The following is a 20,858-nucleotide window of genomic DNA, read 5'->3' as shown; positions in this document are numbered from 1 at the left end:
AGGACGGGGCGGTGGCATGGGCGAAGGGCGCGAGGGCGGAGCGAACGGGACAACAGGGCGTGGTGCGGGGCGACTTCGGGTGCTGACCCTGCTGGGTGCCGTACTGGTCCTGTTCCTCCTGGGCGGGGCGGGCCCCGCGTCGGCGCATGCCGTCCTCCGCGGCAGCGACCCGGCCGACGGAACCGTCCTCAAGTCCGCACCCGGATACGTCACCCTGACCTTCAGCGAGTCCGTCGGACTGCTCGACGACTCCTTCCGCGTCTACGACCCGGGCAACCGGCAGGTCGACACGGGCGAGGCCCGGCCCGTGCCGGGCCGTTCCGACACCGCCCGGGTGCGCCTGCCCGCCGGCCTGGGCCAGGGCACCTTCACCGTGGCCTGGCGCGTCGTCTCGGCGGACAGCCACCCGGTCTCCGGCGCCTTCACCTACTCCGTCGGCAAGCCCTCCGTCACCGCGCCGACCGTGCGCACCGGCCCGGCCGAGGACCCGGTCACCGGCAGCCTCTACGACATCGCGCGCTACGTCGCGTACGTCGCCCTCGCCCTCCTCATCGGCACCGTGACGTTCCGGCTGGCCTGCCGCCCGCCGGATTCCGGGCCGCTGCGGGCGCCGGCCCTGACGGGCTGGTGGGCGCTGCTCGCCGCGACCGCGGTCCTGCTGGTGCTGCGCGCCCCCTACGAGGAGGGCACGGGACCGGCATCGGCCTTCGGCCTGGCGTCCCTGAGCCGTACGACGGCCAGTCGCCCGGGACTGGCCCTCCTCGCCCGGCTGGCGCTGCTGCTCGTCGCGGGCGCCCTGCTGTGGCGCCCGCACGCGCGCGTGGCCTTGTCGCGCCCGGTGCGCGCGGTCCGTGCGGTCGGCGCCGTGTGGGCCGTCGCCCTGGCCCTGACATGGGCGTCGGCTGAGCATGCCTCGGCCGGGATCCAGGTGCCGGTGGCGATGGCCGCGTCGGTTCTGCACCTGCTGGCGATGGCGGTGTGGCTCGGCGGTCTGGCGGCCCTGCTCGGCACGCTGTACCGATCCCCGGACGCACTGCCGGTGACCGTCGTCACCCGCTTCTCCCGCCTCGCCTTCGCCTCGGTGACCGTCCTGGTCGTCACCGGCGTCTACCAGGCCTGGCGCGGCCTCGGCTCCTGGGACGCGCTCACCGGCACGTCGTACGGCCGCATCCTGATCGCCAAGTCGGGGGCGGTCGCGCTGCTGCTGGCCGCGGCGAACCGGTCACGGCGGTGGACGGCCCGGCTGGTGCCGACGGAGGCGGCAGAGTCCGTACTACGGGAACGGGTTCCGGAGCCGGCGGCCGCCCCACCGGTCGGCGACTCCTCTTATACGGCTTCCGCGACTTCTACGGCTTCCGTAGCTTCTACGGCTTCTATGGCGTCCCCGGGGTCCTCGTCCGGCCCGGGCCTTGTGTCGGACCACCGCAGCCTGCGCCGATCCGTGCTCGCCGAGGCCGCCGTCGCCGCCGTGGTGCTGGTGATCTCGACCGCACTGGCGAGCACGCTGCCGGGCCGCGCGTCGGCCGAGGCGTCGGCATCGAGTTCGGCTTCGGCTTCGGCGTCCGGAGCGACGAGCGGGATACCGGTCGCGTCGGTCACGACGGTGCCCTTCGCCGTCGGCAACGCGCGCGGCAAGGTGCAGATCACGCTGGATCCCGGCCGGGTGGGCGCGAGCGGAAAGAACTCCGTGCAGGCGGTGGTCTTCGGCGCCGACGGCGGTTTCGCCACCGTCCCCGAGCTCCGCCTCTCCTTCACCCTGCCCGCCCGGAACATCGGCCCGATCGACGCCGGGCTGACCGACAAGGGCGGCTACTGGGGCGCGGATTCCGTCGGTCTGCCGATGCCCGGTACGTGGACGATGAAGGTCACGGTCCGGGTGTCGGCGCTGGACCAGGTGACCGAGTCGCGGCAGGTGCGGATTCCGCGGTAGCGGATTTCGCCGAAGCGCGACGGGGGGCGACGAGAGCGACGAGGACGCCGAAAAGGGCGCCGAAGCCGAAGCGAAACCAAGCACAACGAAGACGATCGACAACAGACACGCGATGAGAAAATCCGTCTTCTTCGACGCCTCGCCATCTACGCTGTCGCCGTCACGCAGCGGAAGGGCTGCGTCGCACAGCGTGAGGGTCAATGTGAGGAACCTGCATAGAACGCTGGCCAGGCCGCGACGTCCTCTTGTTCTCCGTGCAGCGCTGATCATCGCGCTCGTCGCACAGGCAGCTGTACTCGTCGCTCAGGACAGCCAGATCGCGGATCTGAAGGCACAGCACGTCGACCTGGTGGGGCATCGCGTCGAGCGTGGCCCCTCCGGTCCGCCCGGCCCCCCTGGTCCCTCCGGTCCCCCCGGCCAAAAAGGCAGGGACGGGAAGGACGGCACGGACGGCAAGGACGGCACGGACGGTCTCGACGGGAATCAAGGAAAGGACGGCAAGGACGGCAAGGACGGCAAGGACGGGGAGAACGCCGTCGCCCCACCGGCACCGGCGCCGAGTGCGAGTTAGGGGCACGGTTCCTCCGTCATTCTGAACGGCCGTTACGCACCGTGAGGGAGATTGTGAGCAGCGTAAAAGAAGCGTCGCGTAGACGGTGGCGCCCCCTGTTGTTCGGCGCCGTGCTGGGCGTCGCGCTCGTCGTGCAGTCGGTGGTGATAGTCGTCCACCAAATGCAGCTCGACGACATGCGGGTGCAGAACATCGACCTCCAGGGACACCTCGTCGAGCCCGGCCCCTCCGGTCCCCCCGGCCCCAAGGGTCCCGCCGGTCCGGACGGCCCCACCGGCCCGCCGGGCGATGACGGCAGGCATGGGGCGGACGGGAGAGACGGGAGGGACGGGAGGGACGGTCAAAGAGGCAGGAGGGGGAATCGCGGAAGGAAGGGGGAGAAGGGCGAGGTCGTGACGCAGTCGTCATCGTCGAGTCATCGCTGACTCGGATCGGCCAGCCAGTAGTTCCCGAAGTTCTTCCGGAAGTCGTCCGAGGCACAGGCCGAGACGAGCAACGCCGAAGGGCCCCACTGCGAGCAGTGGGGCCCTTCGACATCGTGCCCGGTGAGGCACTGGCGGAGGATACGAGATTCGAACTCGTGAGGGGTTGCCCCCAACACGCTTTCCAAGCGTGCGCCCTAGGCCTCTAGGCGAATCCTCCGGTCGGAACATTACATGACCGAGGGGAGTGCTCGCGAACTCGTTGCCCGCGGCTCGGATCAGGTACCCTGTGCGAAGCCCCCCACGCGGTGCTATCTGACTGAACTCCCCCAGGGCCGGAAGGCAGCAAGGGTAGGTCGGCTCTGGCAGGTGCGTGGGGGGCGCTTGCGTTCGCGGGCGGGACCGGTTGTCGGTGCTCACCTATAACCTCGTATGCGTGTCGTCTCTCGCGCTGTACCGCCGCTACCGCCCGGAGACCTTTGCGGAGGTCATCGGGCAGGAGCATGTCACCGACCCGCTGCAGCAGGCGCTGCGGAACAACCGGGTCAATCACGCGTACCTGTTCAGTGGTCCGCGCGGCTGCGGCAAGACGACCAGTGCGCGCATCCTGGCCCGCTGTCTGAACTGTGAGCAGGGCCCCACGCCGACGCCGTGCGGTGAGTGCCAGTCCTGCCGCGACCTGGCCCGCAACGGCCCCGGGTCCATCGACGTCATCGAGATCGACGCCGCCTCGCACGGTGGTGTGGACGACGCGCGCGAGCTGCGCGAGAAGGCCTTCTTCGGGCCCGCCGGCAGCCGGTACAAGATCTACATCATCGACGAGGCCCACATGGTCACGTCGGCCGGCTTCAACGCGCTGCTGAAGGTCGTCGAGGAGCCGCCGGAGCACCTGAAGTTCATCTTCGCCACGACCGAGCCCGAGAAGGTCATCGGGACCATCCGGTCGCGGACCCATCACTACCCCTTCCGGCTCGTGCCGCCGGGGACCCTGCGGGACTATCTCGGCGAGGTCTGCCAGAAGGAGGACATCCCCGTCGAGGACGGCGTGCTGCCGCTCGTCGTGCGGGCCGGCGCCGGTTCCGTGCGTGACTCGATGTCCGTCATGGACCAGCTGCTCGCCGGTGCCAGGGCGGACGGTGTGACGTACGCCATGGCCACGTCCCTGCTCGGGTACACCGACGGCTCCCTCCTCGACTCCGTCGTCGATTCCTTCGCCACCGGTGACGGCGCCGCCGCCTTCGAGGTCGTGGACCGGGTGATCGAGGGCGGCAACGACCCCCGTCGCTTCGTCGCCGACCTCCTGGAGCGGCTGCGGGACCTGGTGATCCTCGCCGCGGTGCCGGACGCCGTCGAGAAGGGGCTCATCGACGCCCCGGCGGACGTCGTCGAGCGCATGCAGGCCCAGGCCGGCATCTTCGGCGCCGCCGAGCTCAGCCGCGCCGCCGATCTCGTCAACGAGGGCCTGACCGAGATGCGCGGCGCCAACTCGCCCCGTCTCCAGCTGGAACTCATCTGCGCGCGCGTGCTGTTGCCCGCCGCCTACGGCGACGCACGCTCGATGATGGCCCGCCTCGACCGCATCGAGCGCGGCGTCAACTTCTCCGGCGGCGGTACGGCGCCTGCGGCGGGGTACGTTCCCGGACCCGACACACACGCCGGAGGCGCGGGCCTGCCCGCTGCCGCGCCGGTCGCCCCGGTTCCGCCGGGCGGCGGCCCCGCGGCGGCGAGGGCTGCCGTACGGGGTGCCGGTACTGGTACCGGCACGGGTGCCGCCGCGGCTGCCGGTCCCGGCGGTGAGCAGACTCCCCAGCCCTCCGCTCCGGTTCAGCCGCCTGCTCCGGCTGCCCAGCCCGCTGCTCCGGCTCAGCAGTCTGCTCCAGCCGCCCAGGGCTCTCCCGCCCCGGCCGCTTCCCAGACGTCCGCCCCGCAGCAGGCGTCCGCCTCACAGGCCTCGCCCCCCGGTGCCTGGCCCACCGCTGCCCCCGCGGGCGGTGGCCGACGGCCCGGTGGTTGGCCCACGGCGGCTCCGGCGGGCGGTGGCCGGCCTTCCCCGGAGGCGTCCGCCCCGCAGGATCCCGCTCCCACGCCCGCAGCCCCGAGCACGCCCGCTCCCGCCACCGCAACGGTGACCCCGCCGCCCGGCAGCATCGACCCCCGCATGCTCTGGCCGAACATCCTTGAGGCGGTCAAGAACCGCCGCCGCTTCACCTGGATCCTGCTCAGCCAGAACGCCCAGGTCACGGGCTTCGACGGCGCCACCCTTCAGATCGGCTTCGTCAACGCCGGCGCCCGCGACAACTTCGCGGGCAGCGGCAGCGAGGACGTGCTGCGGCAGGCGCTGGCCGAGCAGTTCAACGTGCAGTGGAAGATCGAGGCGGTCGTCGACCCGTCCGGCGGCTCGGCCCCCGCGCCGTCCGGCGGCGCCCCCGGCTTCGGTGGCGGCGGGTACGGCGGCAGCGGTGGCGGTGCCGGTGCCGGTGGTTACGGCGGCAGCGGTGCCGGTGGCTACGGTGCCTCCGCGCCCGCACCCGCCCCGCGCCCGGCGGCTCCTCAGCCGGCCCCCGCCGCTCCCTCGGCCCCGTCGACCGAGCAGTCGGCGCCCGCGCCGGCTCCCCAGCCGACGGCTCCCCCGGAGCGGTCCCCGGTCTCCATCGAGGACGACATTCCCGAGGACGACGATCCCGACCTCGACGAGTCGGCCCTCTCCGGCCACGAACTCATCGTGCGCGAGCTGGGAGCCACGGTGATGGAGGAGTTCTCGAACGAGTAGGCCCGCCCTTCGGCGAGTGGGCCCACTCGTTGACGGGCAGGCCCGCCCTTCGGCGAACCGGCCCGCTCCATTGGGAGAAACCTACGAAGGCCCGACCTCCCTTCCTTCGGAAGCCCGCACAAGGGCCTGTGCTCCCGGCCCGTTAGGCTGGGCTCCGTGAAGGTCCTCGTCATCGGCAGCGGCGCCCGCGAACACGCCCTGTGCCGCTCCCTGTCCCTCGATCCCGACGTCACCGCGCTGCACTGCGCCCCCGGCAACGCCGGCATCGCCGAGGTCGCCGAGCTGCACCGGGTCGACGCCCTGTCCGGCGCGGCCGTATCAGCGCTCGCGACCGAGCTGGGCGCCGACCTCGTGGTCGTCGGCCCGGAGGCACCCCTGGTCGCCGGGGTCGCCGACGCCGTACGCGAGGCCGGTATCCCGGTGTTCGGCCCCTCGAAGGAGGCCGCGCAGCTCGAAGGGTCCAAGGCCTTCGCCAAGGACGTGATGGCGACGGCCGGGGTGCCCACCGCCCGCTCCTACGTCTGCACGACCGCCGAGGAGGTCGTCGCGGCCCTCGACGCCTTCGGCGCTCCGTACGTCGTCAAGGACGACGGCCTCGCCGCCGGCAAGGGCGTCGTCGTCACCGACGACATCGATGTGGCCAAGGCTCACGCCGGTGACTGCATGGGGGCACCTCCCGCGCCGTCCGGGCAGCGGGGGAGGGTCGTCATCGAGGAGTTCCTCGACGGCCCCGAGGTGTCCCTCTTCGCGATCACCGACGGCGAGACCGTCGTCCCGCTCCAGCCCGCCCAGGACTTCAAGCGCGCCCTGGACGGCGACGAGGGCCCCAACACCGGCGGCATGGGCGCGTACTCCCCGCTGCCCTGGGCCGACCCGAAGCTGGTGGACGACGTCGTGCGGAGCGTTCTCCAGCCGACCGTGGACGAGATGCGCCGCCGCGGCACCCCCTTCTCCGGCCTGCTCTACGCCGGCCTCGCGATCACCTCGCGCGGCGTCCGGGTCATCGAGTTCAACGCGCGCTTCGGCGACCCCGAGACCCAGGTGGTCCTGGCCCGCCTGAAGACCCCGCTGGCCGGTGTCCTGCTCGCCGCCGCGAAGGGCACCCTCGACGACCTGGAGCCGCTGCGCTGGAGCGACGACGCGGCGGTCACCGTGGTCGTCGCCTCGCACAACTACCCCGGCACCCCGCGCACCGGCGACCCGATCACCGGCCTCGACACGGTGGCCGCCGAGGACGCCCCGCACGCGTACGTCCTGCACGCCGGGACGAAGCGCGACGGCGACGCGGTCCTCAGCGCGGGCGGCCGCGTCCTGTCCGTCACGGCGACGGGCAAGGACCTGGGCAACGCCCGCGAGCGCGCGTACGCCGCCGTCGGCCGCATCGGCCTCGACGGCTCGCAGCACCGTACGGACATCGCGGCGAAGGCGGCGGCCGACGCCTGAGCCGCCTGAACTGCCTGTTCCCCGCGCTCGGGCCCCGGATGCGAATCCGGGGCCTGATCATTGCGGTGCGTCACCCACCTCTGACCAAGGCCATTCCATCGAGTGACCGATGCCGTATCCGGCTGACGGGGGCGGAGGCCCCAACTAGGGTGCCGCGCAAGCGTTCCGGCACTTGGCCCACCGGCATTGCGATGTCAGTGACGGGTGCCACAGTGGGGGAGTGAGCAACGCTAGGACAGCGAGGGGGTGACGTCCGGTCGTGACCGGTACGGGTGTGGAGTTGGGCGCGCAGGCCGCGCGCTCCAGGGCCGTCGCCGTGCTGCGGGTCCGCGGCCGGGCGCTGGCCGTCGCGCTGCTCCCGGCGGCGGTCGCCGTGATCCTGCTGGCCGGCGGCTCCACCGGCCATCTCGTCGGGAGCGGCTGGGACAGCGCCCGCTGGATCGTGGGCGCCGTCGCGCTCGTGTTTCTGCCGGCCGCCGCGGGCGTCGCCCTGGTCGTCGCGCGGGCCCGGCCCGCCATGAGCCCGACGGTCCCGATCGCCGAGAAGACCGCCCCGGACCTGTACCGCCTGGTGCGCGACCTCGCCGACCGCCTCGACGTCCCCGCGCCCTCCGCCATAGCTCTCACCCCGGACTGCGACAGCTGGCTGGAGGACCGTACGCATCCCGCGCACGGCCCGCCCCCGCCGCGCCATCGCGACGAACTGGCGGACGCCGGAGGGCACCCCCATCGTCGTACGCTCGCCGCGCCCGTCCTGGTCATCGGCTCCCCCTTCCTGTGGTGGATGCGCGTCGGCGAGCTCCGTGCGGTGCTCGCCCCGGTCATCGCGGGTACGGGCCCTTCGGCGCACCCGGACATAGCGGCCGCCCGTCGTTTCGTACGGGGGCTGGACGCGGCGGTGGCCGTGGCGTCGGCGCCCGGACGCGGCCCGGTCGCCCGCACCCTGCTCGCGGGCGTCGGCTGGGTGACCCGCCTGATGCTGTGCGGCTGCCGGGGACACGCGGCCGAGATGGAGCGGGGCGTAGCGGCGGCGGCCGCTGAGCGGGCGCAGACGGTGGACTACGGGCTGCGGATCGTCGCCCAGGAACAGGTGGGGCTCGCGTACGCGGGCTGGGACCGCCTGCTGACCCGCGTCGCGCTGCCCGCCTGGCGGATGGGCCGCTGGCCCACCGGGCTGGACGCGGGCGTCGTCGCCGCGCTGACCGAGCTGTCCCGCCGCGACCGCCTGGCCGAGGGATTCTCCTCCCGCCTGGGCGAGCGCCCCGCCTGCGACCTGCTGGAGGAACCCGGCGCCGTGGACGAGGCCACCTCGCTGCTCGCCGCCCGCCTCTTCCACGGCGGCCCCGCCGAGCAGGGCCCCGACTGGTCCCCGGTGGACTGGCAGGAGTACCCGGACGAGGTCGTCGACCGCAAGTGGCGCACCGACGCCGCCCGCCTCCACCGAGCCCTGGACTCCCTCGGCGTCCGCCCCACCCCAGACCCCACGGCCCCCGCCTCCGGCGGCCCCACCCTGTCGCGCGTCCTGGACCACTTGGCGATACCGGGCGCGGGCACGGACGCGCACCCGGACACGGATGGGGACACGGGCACGGGCACGGATAAAGGCGACCAGGCGGGATCCGACGCCGAAACCGGCAATGAGCGCAGCGCCACGCTCGCCGCCAGGCTCAGTGCGGAGCTCGCCCGGGAGGAGGCCGCGGTCACCGCCGTACCGGCACCGGGTCCGGTCGCCCCTGGGCACGTCCCCGACACCGCCCTCTGGGACGACGCCGCGCTCCCGCTCTTCCCGCTCCAGCCTCCGCGCACCGCCCGCGAACTCCTCGCCGACCACGTCACGGCGATGGTCTGCTGTGCCGCGGTGGACACGGCCGGCGCCACCCCCGGCCTCGACTGGCTCGACGGGCCGTCCCTGCTCATCAACGGCCGGCGAGCCGCCGACCTGACCTCCAAGGTCCTCAGCCTGACCGACGATGGCGACCCGGCCCCGCTGCGGGCCTGGCTGGTCGCATCGGGCATACGCCCGGAGAAGCCGGTACGGCTCGTCTGACACCGGCCCTACGGCCCGGTTAACGGAGTACACCCTTCCATTTCGGCCGAATTCGCGACGAGTGGTGACCAAGCGCGTGCGTGATGTGATGTGCTGGGGCCGGTCGCGCACACGGAATCGACTTACGGCGGAGGGGAGCGGCCATGGGATCCGAGCAGATCCGCCGCTGGGAGTCGGGAGCGCTCGCGCACGCCGTCACAGACCCCTTCGGTCAGGGCCCGGTGCCCTGGCTGCGCGGCAGTGAGACGTACTTCGACGACACCGGTCACGTGGTCCCCTGGTACGTGGAGGCCGCCCCGCCCGGGTACACGAAGACCGCCCCACGCATCCCGTCCCCCCGCACCGCCGAGGGGCCCCGCTCCGCCGACGACGTCCACCGCCAGATCAAGGGCTTCACCTCCACCGGCGCGGTCGCGCCCGGCGAGGCCGTCGACTTCCACATCACCGTCGACCCGCCCCAGCAGTTCAGCGTGGACATCTACCGGATCGGCCACTACGGCGGTGACGGCGCCGCCAAGATCACCACCAGCCCCCGCCTGTCCGGCATCGTGCAGCCCCCGCCGCTGACCGCCGACCGCACGGTCTCCTGCCACCACTGGTGGCTGTCCTGGCGGCTGCAGGTCCCGTCGTACTGGAGCATCGGCGCGTACGTCGCCGTCCTCACCACCGCCGACGGCTACCGCTCCCACGTGCCGTTCACGGTCCGCGACAGCCACCCCGCCGACCTGCTCCTGCTGCTCCCCGACATCACCTGGCAGGCCTACAACCTCTACCCCGAGGACGGTCACACGGGCGCCAGCCTCTACCACGCCTGGGACGACCAGGGCCGGCTGCTGGGCGAGGCCGACGCCGCGACCACGATCTCCTTCGACCGTCCGTACGCGGGCGCGGGCCTGCCCCTGCACGTCGGCCACGCCTACGACTTCATCCGCTGGGCCGAGCGCTACGGCTACGACCTCGCCTACGCCGACGCCCGTGACCTGCACGCCGGCCGCGTCGACCCCACCCGCTACCGGGGCCTGGTCTTCCCCGGCCACGACGAGTACTGGTCGATGCGGATGCGCCGCACCGTGGAGCTCGCCCGCAACAGCGGCACGTCCCTGGTCTTTCTCTCCGCCAACACCATGTACTGGCAGGTGGAGTTGAGCCCCTCCCCGTCCGGTGTCCCCGACCGCCTGCTCACCTGCCGCAAGCGCAAGGGCCCGGGCAGGCCGGTGCTCTGGCGGGAGGTCGACCGGCCCGAACAGCAGCTGGTCGGCATCCAGTACCAGGGCCGTGTCCCCGAGCCCAGCCCGCTGGTTGTGCGCAACTCGGGCCACTGGCTGTGGGAGGCGACCGGCGCGGGCGAGGGCGACCGGCTCGACGGCCTGGTGGCGGGAGAGGCGGACCGTTACTTCCCGCGCACCGCGCTCCCCGACCACGAGGAGCGCGTGCTGCTCGCCCACTCCCCTTACACGGACAGCGAAGGCGCTCTGCGCCACCAGGAGACCTCCCTCTACCGGGCCCCCTCCGGCTCCCTGGTCTTCGCGTCCGGCACGTTCGCCTGGTCCCCGGCCCTGGACCGCCCCGGCCATGTGGACACCCGCATCCAGCGGGCCACCGCCAACCTCCTGGACCGCATCTGCAAGCGGAACTGAGCGGGACCGAACGACTCGGCCCCCCCTGTCGCCGGTCGATCCCGCGCATACGGGAGAATCGACCCACTTGGACAGAACCACGGGGAGGAACCGTGTCCGGATTCGTAGAAAAGCCCGAGCCGATCCAGGTTCCGGGCCTGGTGCATCTGCACACCGGCAAGGTGCGCGATCTGTACCAGAACGAGGCGGGCGACCTCGTGATGGTCGCCAGCGACCGCATGTCCGCCTACGACTGGGTGCTGCCGACCGAGATCTCCGACAAGGGCCGCGTCCTCACCCAGTTGTCCCTGTGGTGGTTCGACCAGCTCGCCGACCTGGTCCCGAACCACGTCCTGAGCACCGAGCTGCCACCGGACGCCCCCGCCGACTGGGCCGGGCGCACCCTGGTCTGCAAGTCCCTGCGGATGGTCCCGGTCGAGTGCGTCGCCCGCGGCTACCTCACCGGCTCGGGCCTCGCCGAATACGACGAGTCCCGCACGGTCTGCGGCCTCGCCCTCCCCGAGGGCCTTCTCGACGGCTCCGAGCTGCCCGCGCCGATCTTCACCCCGGCGACCAAGGCCGAGGTCGGCGAGCACGACGAGAACGTGTCGTACGAGGAGGTCGCCCGCCAGGTCGGCGCGGAGACCGCCGCCCAGCTGCGCCAGTCCACCCTCGCCGTCTACGGCCGCGCCCGGGACGTCGCCCGCGACCGCGGGATCATCCTGGCGGACACCAAGTTCGAGTTCGGCTTCGACGGGGACACCCTCGTCCTCGCCGACGAGGTCCTCACCCCGGACTCCTCCCGCTTCTGGCCGGCCGACCAGTGGCAGCCGGGCCGGGCGCAGCCGTCGTACGACAAGCAGTTCGTGCGCGACTGGCTGACGTCCCCGGCGTCGGGCTGGGACCGCAGGAGCGAGCAGCCCCCGCCGCCGCTGCCGCAGGAGGTCGTGGAGGCGACCCGGGCGAAGTACGTGGAGGCGTACGAGCGCCTGACGGGCCTGAGCTGGAGCTGAGGCGCGAGGCGTACGACAAAGGCCCCGGTCGATGACCGGGGCCTTTGCTGTGGAGCGGACGACGAGGCTCGAACTCGCGACCTCAACCTTGGCAAGGTTGCGCTCTACCAACTGAGCTACGTCCGCACTGCGCCGTGGCGCGAGAGCAACTATACCCAACCCGGAACCCGGGTGGGACACGCCGGCGTCCGACGGTTCCCGGATGCCGGGCCTCGCCGGCGGGGATTCCTTGTCCTCGAAGGCAGTTGAGGGTGAGGGGAAGAGGACCGGCGCGCGGGGGTGTGGCGCCCTTCACATCGCCGGTATTGATCGATCAGGAGCCCGGACAAGAGATCGCCCTGAGGTCCAGGCAGGGATGCGTACAGGGATCCGTAGAGGGATCCGTCCAAGGTCCAGACAAAGAAAAGATCCCCGGTCCAATGGACCGGGGATCTCATTCCCGAGCGGACGACGAGGCTCGAACTCGCGACCTCAACCTTGGCAAGGTTGCGCTCTACCAACTGAGCTACGTCCGCATTGCCTCCGACCGGCTTTCACCGATCGGTGCGAGCACCAGCCTACCTGATCCACAAAGGTGGTCGGGACGGCGATGCAGAGCGGGTGACAGGAATCGCACACTGCGCCTTCCCCCTGGAAGGGGGATGTTCTACTACTGAACTACACCCGCAAGTACTCCGTGGGTTCCGCCTTCCGGCTTCGCCCCTCGGCGTGCTCCAGACATTAGCTGATCGCCAGGGGGGTTGCGCAAGTCGGTTGCCTCAGGGGCCCAAGTCGGCCCTCCTCAGGGTCCGCTGACGGACCCTGAGCGGCCTCGGCGGAGCCGCCGTCACTGCGCGGCGCTGAACGCCTCGTAGACCCTCTTGGGGATGCGGCCGCGCGCGGGCACCTCCATCTTGTTCGCCTGCGCCCAGGCGCGGACGGCCGCCGGGTCGGGGGCGACATGCGTCTGCTTGAACGTCTTGCCGGAGCGCGCCCGCTTGCGGCCGGCCGTCACGTACGGCTCGAGGGCCTTACGCAGTTTCTTGGCATTGGCTGGATTCAGGTCGATCTCGTACGACTTGCCGTCCAGCCCGAAGGCGATCGTTTCCGCCGCTTCCGAGCCGTCGATGTCGTCAAAGAGAGTGACCACGACCTTCTGCGCCACGAATATCGGTCCCTTCGTGCGACATCCCGTCACCGATGACGTGCCGGGACGTCATCGGCGGTGCGACGAAGATGTCGACTGTCCGCCAGTTATTGGGCAAAGTATCGGCTATTGCTAATTCATTTGTACAGTGCCCGCCATTGCAAAGTGAAGCCCGACTAAATCCGCCCGCGTGTCCCGGCGCAATAGGCTTCGTGGGGGGAACGTCGAACTTTCCGGGAATTTTTGGCGAAGGCGGCCGCTCCCGGCCTGGTCGTGATGCCCGTCACGTATGTTCCTACAACTCTACTCGCGTAGAAATTTTGTACGGGTAGTCTGAAGGAACCTGCTCAGCACCACACACCGGGAGTGCCAGTGGCACGCGTCGTAGTCGACGTCATGCTCAAGCCGGAGATCCTCGACCCCCAGGGCCAGGCGGTCCAGCGTGCGCTGCCGCGTCTGGGTTTCGAAGGGATCTCGGACGTCCGTCAGGGAAAGCGTTTCGAACTGGAAGTTGACGGGCCGGTCGACGAGGCCGCGCTCGCCCGCATCCATGAACTCGCGGAATCCTTCCTCGCCAACACCGTGATCGAGGACTTCACCGTCAAGGTGGAGGAAGTCGCGGAGGCCGCGAAGTGACCGCTCGTATTGGAGTCGTCACCTTTCCCGGAAGCCTCGACGACCGGGACACGCAGCGCGCGATCCGCCTCGCGGGCGCCGAACCGGTCGCCCTGTGGCACAAGGACAAGGACCTGCACCAGGTCGACGCCGTGGTCCTCCCCGGCGGCTTCTCCTACGGCGACTATCTGCGCGCCGGGGCCATCTCCCGCTTCTCGCCGGTGATGGAGACCGTCATCGAGCAGGCGAAGGCCGGCCTCCCGGTCCTCGGCATCTGCAACGGCTTCCAGGTCCTCACCGAGGCCCATCTCCTCCCGGGCGGCATGCTCGGCAACGACCACCTCCACTTCATCTGCCGCGACCAGAAGCTGCGGGTGGAGAACGCGGAGACGGCCTGGACCGGCGACTACCGCCAGGGCCAGGAGATCCACATCCCGCTGAAGAACATGGACGGCCGGTACGTCGCCGACGAGTACACGCTCGACAAGCTGGAGGCGGAGGGCCGGGTCGTCTTCCGGTACCTCGACTTCAACCCCAACGGCAGCCTCCGCGACATCGCCGGCATCACCAACGAGGCCGGGAACGTCGTCGGCCTGATGCCGCACCCCGAGCACGCCGTGGAGCCGCTGATCGGTACCGGTCGTACCGACGGCCTCCCCTTCTTCACCTCGATCCTCAAGAAGCTGGTCAACGCATGAGCCGCACGCCTCTGGACACGGTCGAGCACGCGGCCGAGACCCCCGACGTCGAGCTGCCCTGGGCCGAACTCGGTCTGAAGAAGGACGAGTACGAGCGGGTCGTCGAGATCCTCGGCCGCCGCCCGACCGGCGCCGAGCTCGCCATGTACTCGGTCATGTGGTCCGAGCACTGCTCGTACAAGTCCTCCAAGGTCCACCTCCGCCAGTTCGGCGAGAAGGCCCCGCAGTCCGACGCCCTGCTCGTCGGCATCGGCGAGAACGCGGGCGTGGTCGACGTCGGCCAGGGCTACGCCGTGACCTTCAAGGTCGAGTCGCACAACCACCCGTCGTACGTGGAGCCCTACCAGGGCGCGGCCACCGGCGTCGGCGGCATCGTGCGCGACATCATCGCGATGGGCGCGCGCCCGATCGCGGTCGTCGACCCGCTGCGCTTCGGCGCGGCCGACCACCCCGACACCAAGCGTGTCCTGCCCGGCGTCGTCGCCGGCATCGGCGGCTACGGCAACTGCCTCGGCCTGCCCAACATCGGCGGCGAGGTCGTCTTCGACTCCTGCTACCAGGGCAATCCGCTGGTCAACGCCGGTGCGATCGGCGTCATGAAGCACGAGGACATCCACCTCGCGAAGGCGTCCGGCACGGGCAACAAGGTCATCCTGTACGGCGCCCGGACCGGCGGCGACGGCATCGGCGGCGCCTCGATCCTCGCCTCCGAGACCTTCGACGACGCCAAGCCCTCGAAGCGCCCGGCCGTCCAGGTCGGCGACCCCTTCCAGGAGAAGCTCCTCATCGAGTGCACCCTGGAGGCGTTCAAGGAGAAGCTGGTCGTCGGCATCCAGGACCTGGGCGCCGCCGGTCTCTCCTGCGCCACCTCCGAGCTGGCCTCCAACGGCTCCGGCGGCATGCGCGTGACCCTGGACGACGTACCGCTGCGCGACTCCACGCTCTCGCCCGAGGAGATCCTCATGAGCGAGTCGCAGGAGCGCATGTGCGCGGTGGTCGAGCCGGAGAAGGTCGACCGCTTCCTGGAGATCTGCGAGAAGTGGGACGTCATCGCCACCGTCATCGGTGAGGTGACCGACGGCGACCGCCTGGAGATCTACTGGCACGGCGGCAAGATCGTCGACGTCGACCCGCGCACGGTCGCGCACGAGGGCCCGGTCTACGAGCGCCCGTACGCCCGCCCGTCCTGGCAGGACGCCCTCCAGGCCGACGACGCGAACAAGCTGGAGCGCCCCGCGACGTCCGAGGAGCTGAAGGACCAGGTCCTGAAGCTGGTGGCGTCGCCGAACCAGGCCTCCAAGAAGTGGATCACGTCCCAGTACGACCACTTCGTGCAGGGCAACACGGTCCTCGCCCAGCCCGAGGACTCGGGCATGATCCGCATCGACGACGAGACGGGCCTCGGCGTCGCCATCGCGACCGACGGCAACGGCCGTTACGCCAAGCTCGACCCGTACGCGGGCGCGCAGCTGGCCCTGGCGGAGGCCTACCGCAACGTGGCGACGACGGGTGCCAAGCCGCTCGCCGTCTCCGACTGCCTGAACTTCGGCTCGCCCGAAGACCCGGCGGTGATGTGGCAGTTCGCGGAGGCCATCCGCGGCCTCGCGGACGCCTGCCAGCAGTTGGGCACGCCGGTGACCGGCGGCAACGTCTCGCTCTACAACCAGACCGGCGAGGCGGCCATCCATCCGACCCCGGTCGTGGCCGTCCTCGGCGTCATCGACGACGTGGCCCGCCGCACCCCGGTCGCCTTCCAGGAGGAGGGCCAGCTGCTCTACCTCCTCGGTGACACGGGCGAGGAGTTCGGCGGCTCGGCCTGGTCGCAGGTCGTCCACGACCACCTCGGCGGCCTGCCCCCGAAGGTCGACCTGGAGCGCGAGCGGCTGCTGGCCGAGATCCTGATCTCCGCCTCCCGCGACGGCATGATCGACTCCGCGCACGACCTGTCCGACGGCGGTCTGATCCAGGCGGTCGTGGAGTCCGCGCTGCTGGGCGGCAAGGGCGCGCGTCTGGTCGTACCGGACGGCCTCGACGCGTTCACCTTCCTCTTCTCGGAGTCGGCGGGGCGTGCGGTCGTCGCCGTGCCGCGCTCGGAGGAACTGCGCTTCACCGACATGTGCGGTGCGCGGGGCCTGCCGGTCACCCGCATCGGTGTCGTCGACGGCGACACGGTGGACGTCCAGGGCGAGTTCGCCCTCTCCCTGGCGGAACTCCGCGAGGCGCACGAGGGGACGATCCCGGCGCTGCTGGCGTAAGCAGCCGTACGCCGTGGAAGGCCCGCCCGTTGCGACGGGCGGGCCTTCGTCATCCCGCCACCGGTTGCCGGGGCGGGTGACGAGGCGACGCAATAGGCTCACCGCCATGCCCCCGGCCAAGAAGCGCACACGGACGTACGACCCCGCCAAGATCCGTACGGCGGTACTCGCCCAGCTCGGCCACGTAGAAGAGGCCGTACGCACCCTGAAGCCCGAGCAACTCGCGCTTCCCACAAGGCTGGACGGGTGGACCGTACGCGAACTGGTGGCACACATCGGGATGGCGGTCTCGGCCGTCCAGCGGTCCCTGGACCGGCCCGAGCCGGCGAAGCGGGACGCGGCGGTCCTCGACTGGCCGTTCGCCACGTCCGGCAACTCCGCGGCCATCGCCGACTTCACCCGGCGGCTCGCCGAGGAGAACCCCGACCTCGACGCCTACCTCGCCGGCGTCCGGCAGAGCCTGAGCGAGTTCCTGGACCGGCACCCCGGCAGCCGGCTGCTGGAGACCAGCGCCGGCGCGATGCCGCTGGACGACTACCTGGTCACCCGTGCCGTCGAACTCGTCGTCCACACCGACGACCTGAACGCGGCCGTCCCCGGGCTCGACGTGCCGTACGACCGGCAGGCCCTGGCCGCGACCACCCGGCTGCTCGCCGACGCCCTCGCCGTGAAGGCGCCGGGCGGTGCCACCGAGGTGCGCGTGCCGCCGTACGCCGTCGTGCAGTGTGTCGAGGGGAGCCGGCACACCCGTGGCACCCCGCCCAACGTCGTGGAGACCGACCCGCTGACCTGGGTGCGGCTGGCCACCGGCCGGACGGCCTGGCGGGACGCCGTGGCGCGGGCCGATGTCAGCGCGAGCGGGGAGCGGGCGGACCTGGAGGGGCTGCTGCCGCTGATGTCGTAGCGGCACATGGCGGAGCGGAACCGCTCTCCTGCCCGGCGCGTCGAAACGGTATGTACCGGCACAAGTGGCGCACCACTCTGGCGATGGGCGCCGCCGCAGCCGCCGTCGTCGTCCCGCTGGCGGCGGGCTGCGGTGGCGGGGCGGCGGGCGGCCTTGCGGGCAGCGGTCAGGAGGGCGGTCAGGTGGAGGTCGGGAGCTCGGCGGGTTCCGGGCGGCCGGTGACCGGCGTCGACTGGCGCGTCGACAGCGTCACCGCCGGGGGTACGACCCTGCGCGCCCCCGCGGGCGCGCGCCTCCGTATCGACGCGGACGGCAGGGCGTCGGGCAACCTCGGATGCAACCTGTTCAGCGCCCAAGTCACTCTGCACGGCGACCGGATCACCTTCGGCGGACTGCGGACGACCCGGATGGCGTGCGCTCCGGACCGCATGACCTTCGAACGGGCCCTCGCCCGCGTGCTCGGCCGGCAGACACTCACCGCGCGCACCGACGACGGAAAGCTCACCCTCACCACCGGTCACGGAGAGCGCGTGAACCTCGTCCGCATCACGCCCCATTGATGTGCGACACCTCACTCGTGGCGTGCGGAGTCGGGCCCGGCGGCACCCCGCTCGACCGCCGACGCAGTGAGCCGCTCCTACGTGCACCGCTCTGGCCTGCGGAAACGAAAAAACGTCCAAGGTGATCGCGAGTGTCCAGTCGGCAGCTGACACGTATCCCCAATTCGGACCAGCGGTTGGCCTCGCCTACACTCGATGACGTGCCACGTGGTGACGGTCGACTCAATCACGACCTACTCCCCGGAGAGAAGGGCCCCCAGGACGCGTGTGGCGTCTTCGGTGTCTGGGCTCCGGGTGAAGAGGTCGCAAAGCTCACGTACTTCGGGCTCTACGCCCTCCAGCACCGGGGTCAGGAATCCGCGGGAATCGCGGTCAGCAACGGCTCCCAGATCCTCGTCTTCAAGGACATGGGCCTGGTCTCCCAGGTCTTCGACGAAACAGCCCTCGGTTCGCTCCAGGGTCATATCGCGGTCGGACACGCCCGCTACTCGACCACCGGTGCCTCCGTGTGGGAGAACGCGCAGCCGACGTTCCGCGCCACCGCGGACGGCTCCATCGCCCTCGCGCACAACGGCAACCTGGTCAACACGGCGCAGCTCGCCGAGATGGTCGCCGATCTGCCGAAGGACACCAACGGCCGCTCCACCCGGGTCGCGGCCACCAACGACACCGATCTCGTCACGGCGCTGCTCGCCGGCCAGGTCGACGCCGACGGCAAGCCGCTGACCGTCGAGGAGGCCGCCCGTAAGGTCCTCCCGCAGGTCAAGGGCGCCTTCAGTCTCACCTTCATGGACGAGAACACGCTCTACGCGGCCCGTGATCCGCAGGGCATCCGCCCGCTGGTCCTCGGCCGCCTGGAGCGCGGCTGGGTCGTGGCCTCCGAGTCCGCGGCCCTCGACATCTGCGGCGCCACCTTCGTACGCGAGATCGAGCCGGGCGAGTTCGTCGCCATCGACGAGAACGGCATCCGTACCTCGCGATTCGCGGAAGCGAAGCCCAAGGGCTGCGTCTTCGAGTACGTGTACCTGGCCCGCCCCGACTCCGACATCGCCGGCCGGAACGTCTATCTCTCCCGCGTCGAGATGGGCCGTCGCCTCGCCAAGGAGGCCCCCGTCGAGGCCGACCTGGTGATACCGACCCCGGAGTCCGGCACCCCGGCCGCGGTCGGCTACGCGGAGGCCTCGGGCATCCCGTTCGGCACCGGTCTGGTGAAGAACGCGTACGTCGGCCGGACCTTCATCCAGCCCTCGCAGACCATCCGCCAGCTGGGCATCCGTCTGAAGCTGAACCCGCTGAAGGAAGTCATCAAGGGCAAGCGTCTGGTCGTCGTCGACGACTCGATCGTGCGCGGCAACACCCAGCGCGCCCTGGTCCGCATGCTCCGCGAGGCGGGCGCGGCCGAGGTCCACATCCGGATCTCCTCGCCGCCCGTGAAGTGGCCCTGCTTCTTCGGCATCGACTTCGCCACCCGCGCGGAGCTGATCGCCAACGGCATGAGCATCCAGGAGATCACCGAGTCCCTCGGCGCCGACTCCCTGGCGTACATCTCCATCGACGGCATGATCGAGGCGACCACCATCGCCAAGCCCGACCTCTGCCGTGCCTGCTTCGACGGCGAGTACCCGATGGAGCTCCCGGACCCCGAACTGCTCGGCAAGCAGCTCCTGGAGACCGAGATCAAGTCCGGGCCCGCCGCCACGGCCGCGTCCGACGCGATCCGTCGCCCGTAAAGCCCCGCAGCACTACAGCTGTACGACACGAAAGTTCTCATGGTCATGTCTTCTCCTGAGACCACTGGTGCCAGCTACGCGAGCGCGGGCGTCGATATCGAAGCGGGCGACCGCGCCGTCGAGCTCATGAAGGAGTGGGTGAAGAAGACCCGCCGCCCCGAGGTCCTCGGCGGCATCGGCGGCTTCGCCGGCCTCTTCGACGCCTCCGCCCTCAAGCGTTACGAGCGTCCGCTGCTCGCCTCCGCCACCGACGGCGTCGGCACCAAGGTCGACATCGCCCGACAGCTCGGCGTGTACGACACCATCGGCCACGACCTGGTCGCCATGGTCATGGACGACATCGTGGTGTGCGGCGCCGAGCCGCTGTTCATGACGGACTACATCTGCGTCGGCAAGGTCCACCCCGAGCGGGTGGCGGCCATCGTCAAGGGCATCGCGGAGGGCTGTGTGCTCGCCGGCTGCGCTCTGGTCGGCGGCGAGACGGCCGAGCACCCGGGCCTGCTGGGCGCCGACGACTTCGACGTCGCCGGCGCCGGTACGGGCGTCGTCGAGGCCGATCGGCTGCTGGGCCCGGATCGTATCCGTACGGGTGACGCGGTGATCGCCATGGCGTCCTCCGGGCTTCACTCGAACGGGTACTCCCTGGTCCGCCACGTCCTCCTGAACCAGGCCGGCCTGTCGCTCGACGCCCGGATCGAGGAGTTCGGCCGCACGCTCGGCGAGGAGCTGCTGGAGCCGACGAAGATCTACTCGCTGGACTGCCTGGCCCTGATGCGCACCGCCGAGGTGCACGCCTTCAGCCATGTCACCGGCGGCGGACTGGCCGCGAACCTCGCCCGGGTCATCCCGGACGGGCTGCACGCGACCGTCGACCGCTCGACCTGGACCCCGGGTCCGGTCTTCGACCTCGTCGGGAGGACCGGCGAGGTCGAGCGGCTGGAGCTGGAGAAGACCCTCAACATGGGCGTCGGCATGATCGCGATCGTGCCGCAGGAGTCCGCGGACGTGGCGCTCGCGACGCTGGCCGATCGCGGGGTCGAGGCCTGGGTCGCCGGCGAGATCATGGACCGGTGCGAGGGCGAGACGGGTGCCGAGCTGGTCGGGGACTACGCGGTCTGAGCCCAAGGGCCCGCGGTCTCACCACCGCGGGCCACGACG

The 20,858-nt window shown here is 71.2% G+C and carries 15 protein-coding genes, 4 tRNA genes and 1 other RNA gene; 15 read left to right on the top strand and 5 right to left on the bottom strand.

Annotated elements, in window-relative coordinates; translation table 11 throughout:
* Positions 1-79 precede the first annotated feature (79 nt).
* A complete protein-coding gene (locus ABZ910_RS28540) occupies positions 80-1,930 on the top strand; it encodes a copper resistance protein CopC (RefSeq protein WP_361370210.1) in 1,851 nt (616 codons plus the stop codon).
* 202 nt (positions 1,931-2,132) lie between these two features.
* Positions 2,133-2,501, top strand: coding sequence for a hypothetical protein (locus tag ABZ910_RS28535; protein WP_361370207.1), 369 nt, complete (start codon positions 2,133-2,135; stop codon positions 2,499-2,501).
* A gap of 554 nt (positions 2,502-3,055) precedes the next feature.
* On the opposite strand, the gene ABZ910_RS28530 is transcribed toward ABZ910_RS28535, so the two are convergent.
* Positions 3,056-3,143 (bottom strand) — tRNA-Ser (locus ABZ910_RS28530).
* Between the two features lie 72 nt (positions 3,144-3,215).
* On the opposite strand from ABZ910_RS28530, the gene ffs reads away from it, so the two are divergent.
* The 6 genes from ffs (at position 3,216) to ABZ910_RS28500 (ending at position 11,812) form a co-directional block, all read left to right on the top strand.
* Positions 3,216-3,314: signal recognition particle sRNA small type (ffs, locus tag ABZ910_RS28525), an RNA gene on the top strand.
* Positions 3,315-3,359: 45 nt separating this feature from the next.
* Positions 3,360-5,693 (top strand): DNA polymerase III subunit gamma and tau, encoded by a 2,334-nt coding sequence (locus tag ABZ910_RS28520; RefSeq protein ID WP_361370204.1) that lies wholly within the window; start codon positions 3,360-3,362, stop codon positions 5,691-5,693.
* A 156-nt stretch (positions 5,694-5,849) separates the two neighbouring features.
* On the top strand, positions 5,850-7,136 hold the full coding sequence (purD, locus tag ABZ910_RS28515) for a phosphoribosylamine--glycine ligase (protein WP_361370201.1): 1,287 nt from the start codon (positions 5,850-5,852) through the stop codon (positions 7,134-7,136).
* A 259-nt stretch (positions 7,137-7,395) separates the two neighbouring features.
* The gene (locus tag ABZ910_RS28510) at positions 7,396-9,183 is read left to right on the top strand and encodes a hypothetical protein (protein ID WP_361370198.1); all 1,788 of its coding nucleotides are present in this window, start codon (positions 7,396-7,398) and stop codon (positions 9,181-9,183) included.
* Positions 9,184-9,326: 143 nt separating this feature from the next.
* The gene (locus ABZ910_RS28505; RefSeq protein ID WP_361370195.1) at positions 9,327-10,820 is read left to right on the top strand and encodes a N,N-dimethylformamidase beta subunit family domain-containing protein; all 1,494 of its coding nucleotides are present in this window, start codon (positions 9,327-9,329) and stop codon (positions 10,818-10,820) included.
* A 92-nt stretch (positions 10,821-10,912) separates the two neighbouring features.
* Positions 10,913-11,812: a phosphoribosylaminoimidazolesuccinocarboxamide synthase gene (locus ABZ910_RS28500; protein ID WP_361370192.1), complete on the top strand. Its 900-nt coding sequence runs from the start codon at positions 10,913-10,915 to the stop codon at positions 11,810-11,812.
* Between the two features lie 50 nt (positions 11,813-11,862).
* Here the strand turns inward: ABZ910_RS28500 and ABZ910_RS28495 are convergent.
* The 4 genes from ABZ910_RS28495 to ABZ910_RS28480 form a co-directional block, all read right to left on the bottom strand.
* Positions 11,863-11,938 (bottom strand) — tRNA-Gly (locus tag ABZ910_RS28495).
* A gap of 316 nt (positions 11,939-12,254) precedes the next feature.
* A tRNA-Gly gene (locus tag ABZ910_RS28490) sits at positions 12,255-12,327 on the bottom strand.
* Positions 12,328-12,407: 80 nt separating this feature from the next.
* A tRNA-Gly gene (locus tag ABZ910_RS28485) sits at positions 12,408-12,479 on the bottom strand.
* Positions 12,480-12,638: 159 nt separating this feature from the next.
* Positions 12,639-12,956 carry an Lsr2 family protein gene (locus ABZ910_RS28480; protein ID WP_361370189.1) on the bottom strand — a complete coding sequence of 106 codons (318 nt, stop codon included), beginning with the start codon at positions 12,954-12,956 and terminating at the stop codon, positions 12,639-12,641.
* A gap of 354 nt (positions 12,957-13,310) precedes the next feature.
* Here ABZ910_RS28480 and purS point away from each other — a divergent pair, with 354 nt between their 5' ends.
* The 7 genes from purS to purM all read left to right on the top strand — a co-directional run bounded on the left by purS (position 13,311) and on the right by purM (position 20,819).
* Positions 13,311-13,574, top strand: a complete 264-nt coding sequence (gene purS / locus ABZ910_RS28475) for a phosphoribosylformylglycinamidine synthase subunit PurS (RefSeq protein ID WP_279551917.1) — start codon at positions 13,311-13,313, stop codon at positions 13,572-13,574.
* A complete protein-coding gene (gene purQ / locus ABZ910_RS28470; protein WP_361370186.1) occupies positions 13,571-14,251 on the top strand; it encodes a phosphoribosylformylglycinamidine synthase subunit PurQ in 681 nt (226 codons plus the stop codon). Before purS ends, purQ begins: the two co-directional genes overlap by 4 nt.
* Positions 14,248-16,506, top strand: coding sequence for a phosphoribosylformylglycinamidine synthase subunit PurL (purL, locus tag ABZ910_RS28465; protein WP_361370183.1), 2,259 nt, complete (start codon positions 14,248-14,250; stop codon positions 16,504-16,506). The genes purQ and purL overlap by 4 nt, the downstream gene beginning before the upstream one ends.
* A 106-nt stretch (positions 16,507-16,612) precedes the next feature.
* Positions 16,613-17,410: a sterol carrier family protein gene (locus ABZ910_RS28460; protein ID WP_361370180.1), complete on the top strand. Its 798-nt coding sequence runs from the start codon at positions 16,613-16,615 to the stop codon at positions 17,408-17,410.
* A gap of 83 nt (positions 17,411-17,493) precedes the next feature.
* Positions 17,494-17,970, top strand: coding sequence for an META domain-containing protein (locus ABZ910_RS28455; RefSeq protein ID WP_361370178.1), 477 nt, complete (start codon positions 17,494-17,496; stop codon positions 17,968-17,970).
* Between the two features lie 200 nt (positions 17,971-18,170).
* The gene (gene purF / locus ABZ910_RS28450) at positions 18,171-19,700 is read left to right on the top strand and encodes an amidophosphoribosyltransferase (RefSeq protein ID WP_361370175.1); all 1,530 of its coding nucleotides are present in this window, start codon (positions 18,171-18,173) and stop codon (positions 19,698-19,700) included.
* Between the two features lie 45 nt (positions 19,701-19,745).
* Positions 19,746-20,819, top strand: a complete 1,074-nt coding sequence (purM, locus tag ABZ910_RS28445; RefSeq protein ID WP_361370172.1) for a phosphoribosylformylglycinamidine cyclo-ligase — start codon at positions 19,746-19,748, stop codon at positions 20,817-20,819.
* Positions 20,820-20,858 lie beyond the last annotated feature (39 nt).

This window comes from Streptomyces sp. NPDC046805 (assembly GCF_040645355.1).
Taxonomy (GTDB): Bacteria; Actinomycetota; Actinomycetes; order Streptomycetales; family Streptomycetaceae; genus Streptomyces.
Note: the sequence above shows the minus strand (reverse complement) of the source record. Positions and strands in the feature narration are given on the sequence as shown.

What these genes read in the sequence shown, in the direction of transcription:
- ABZ910_RS28505 (WP_361370195.1), top strand. Translation starts at nt 9,327, where the DNA reads ATGGGATCCGAGCAGATCCGCCGCTGGGAGTCGGGAGCGCTCGCGCAC.
- purL (WP_361370183.1), top strand. Translation starts at nt 14,248, where the DNA reads ATGAGCCGCACGCCTCTGGACACGGTCGAGCACGCGGCCGAGACCCCC.
- ABZ910_RS28460 (WP_361370180.1), top strand. Translation starts at nt 16,613, where the DNA reads ATGCCCCCGGCCAAGAAGCGCACACGGACGTACGACCCCGCCAAGATC.
- ABZ910_RS28455 (WP_361370178.1), top strand. Translation starts at nt 17,494, where the DNA reads ATGGGCGCCGCCGCAGCCGCCGTCGTCGTCCCGCTGGCGGCGGGCTGC.
- purM (WP_361370172.1), top strand. Translation starts at nt 19,746, where the DNA reads ATGTCTTCTCCTGAGACCACTGGTGCCAGCTACGCGAGCGCGGGCGTC.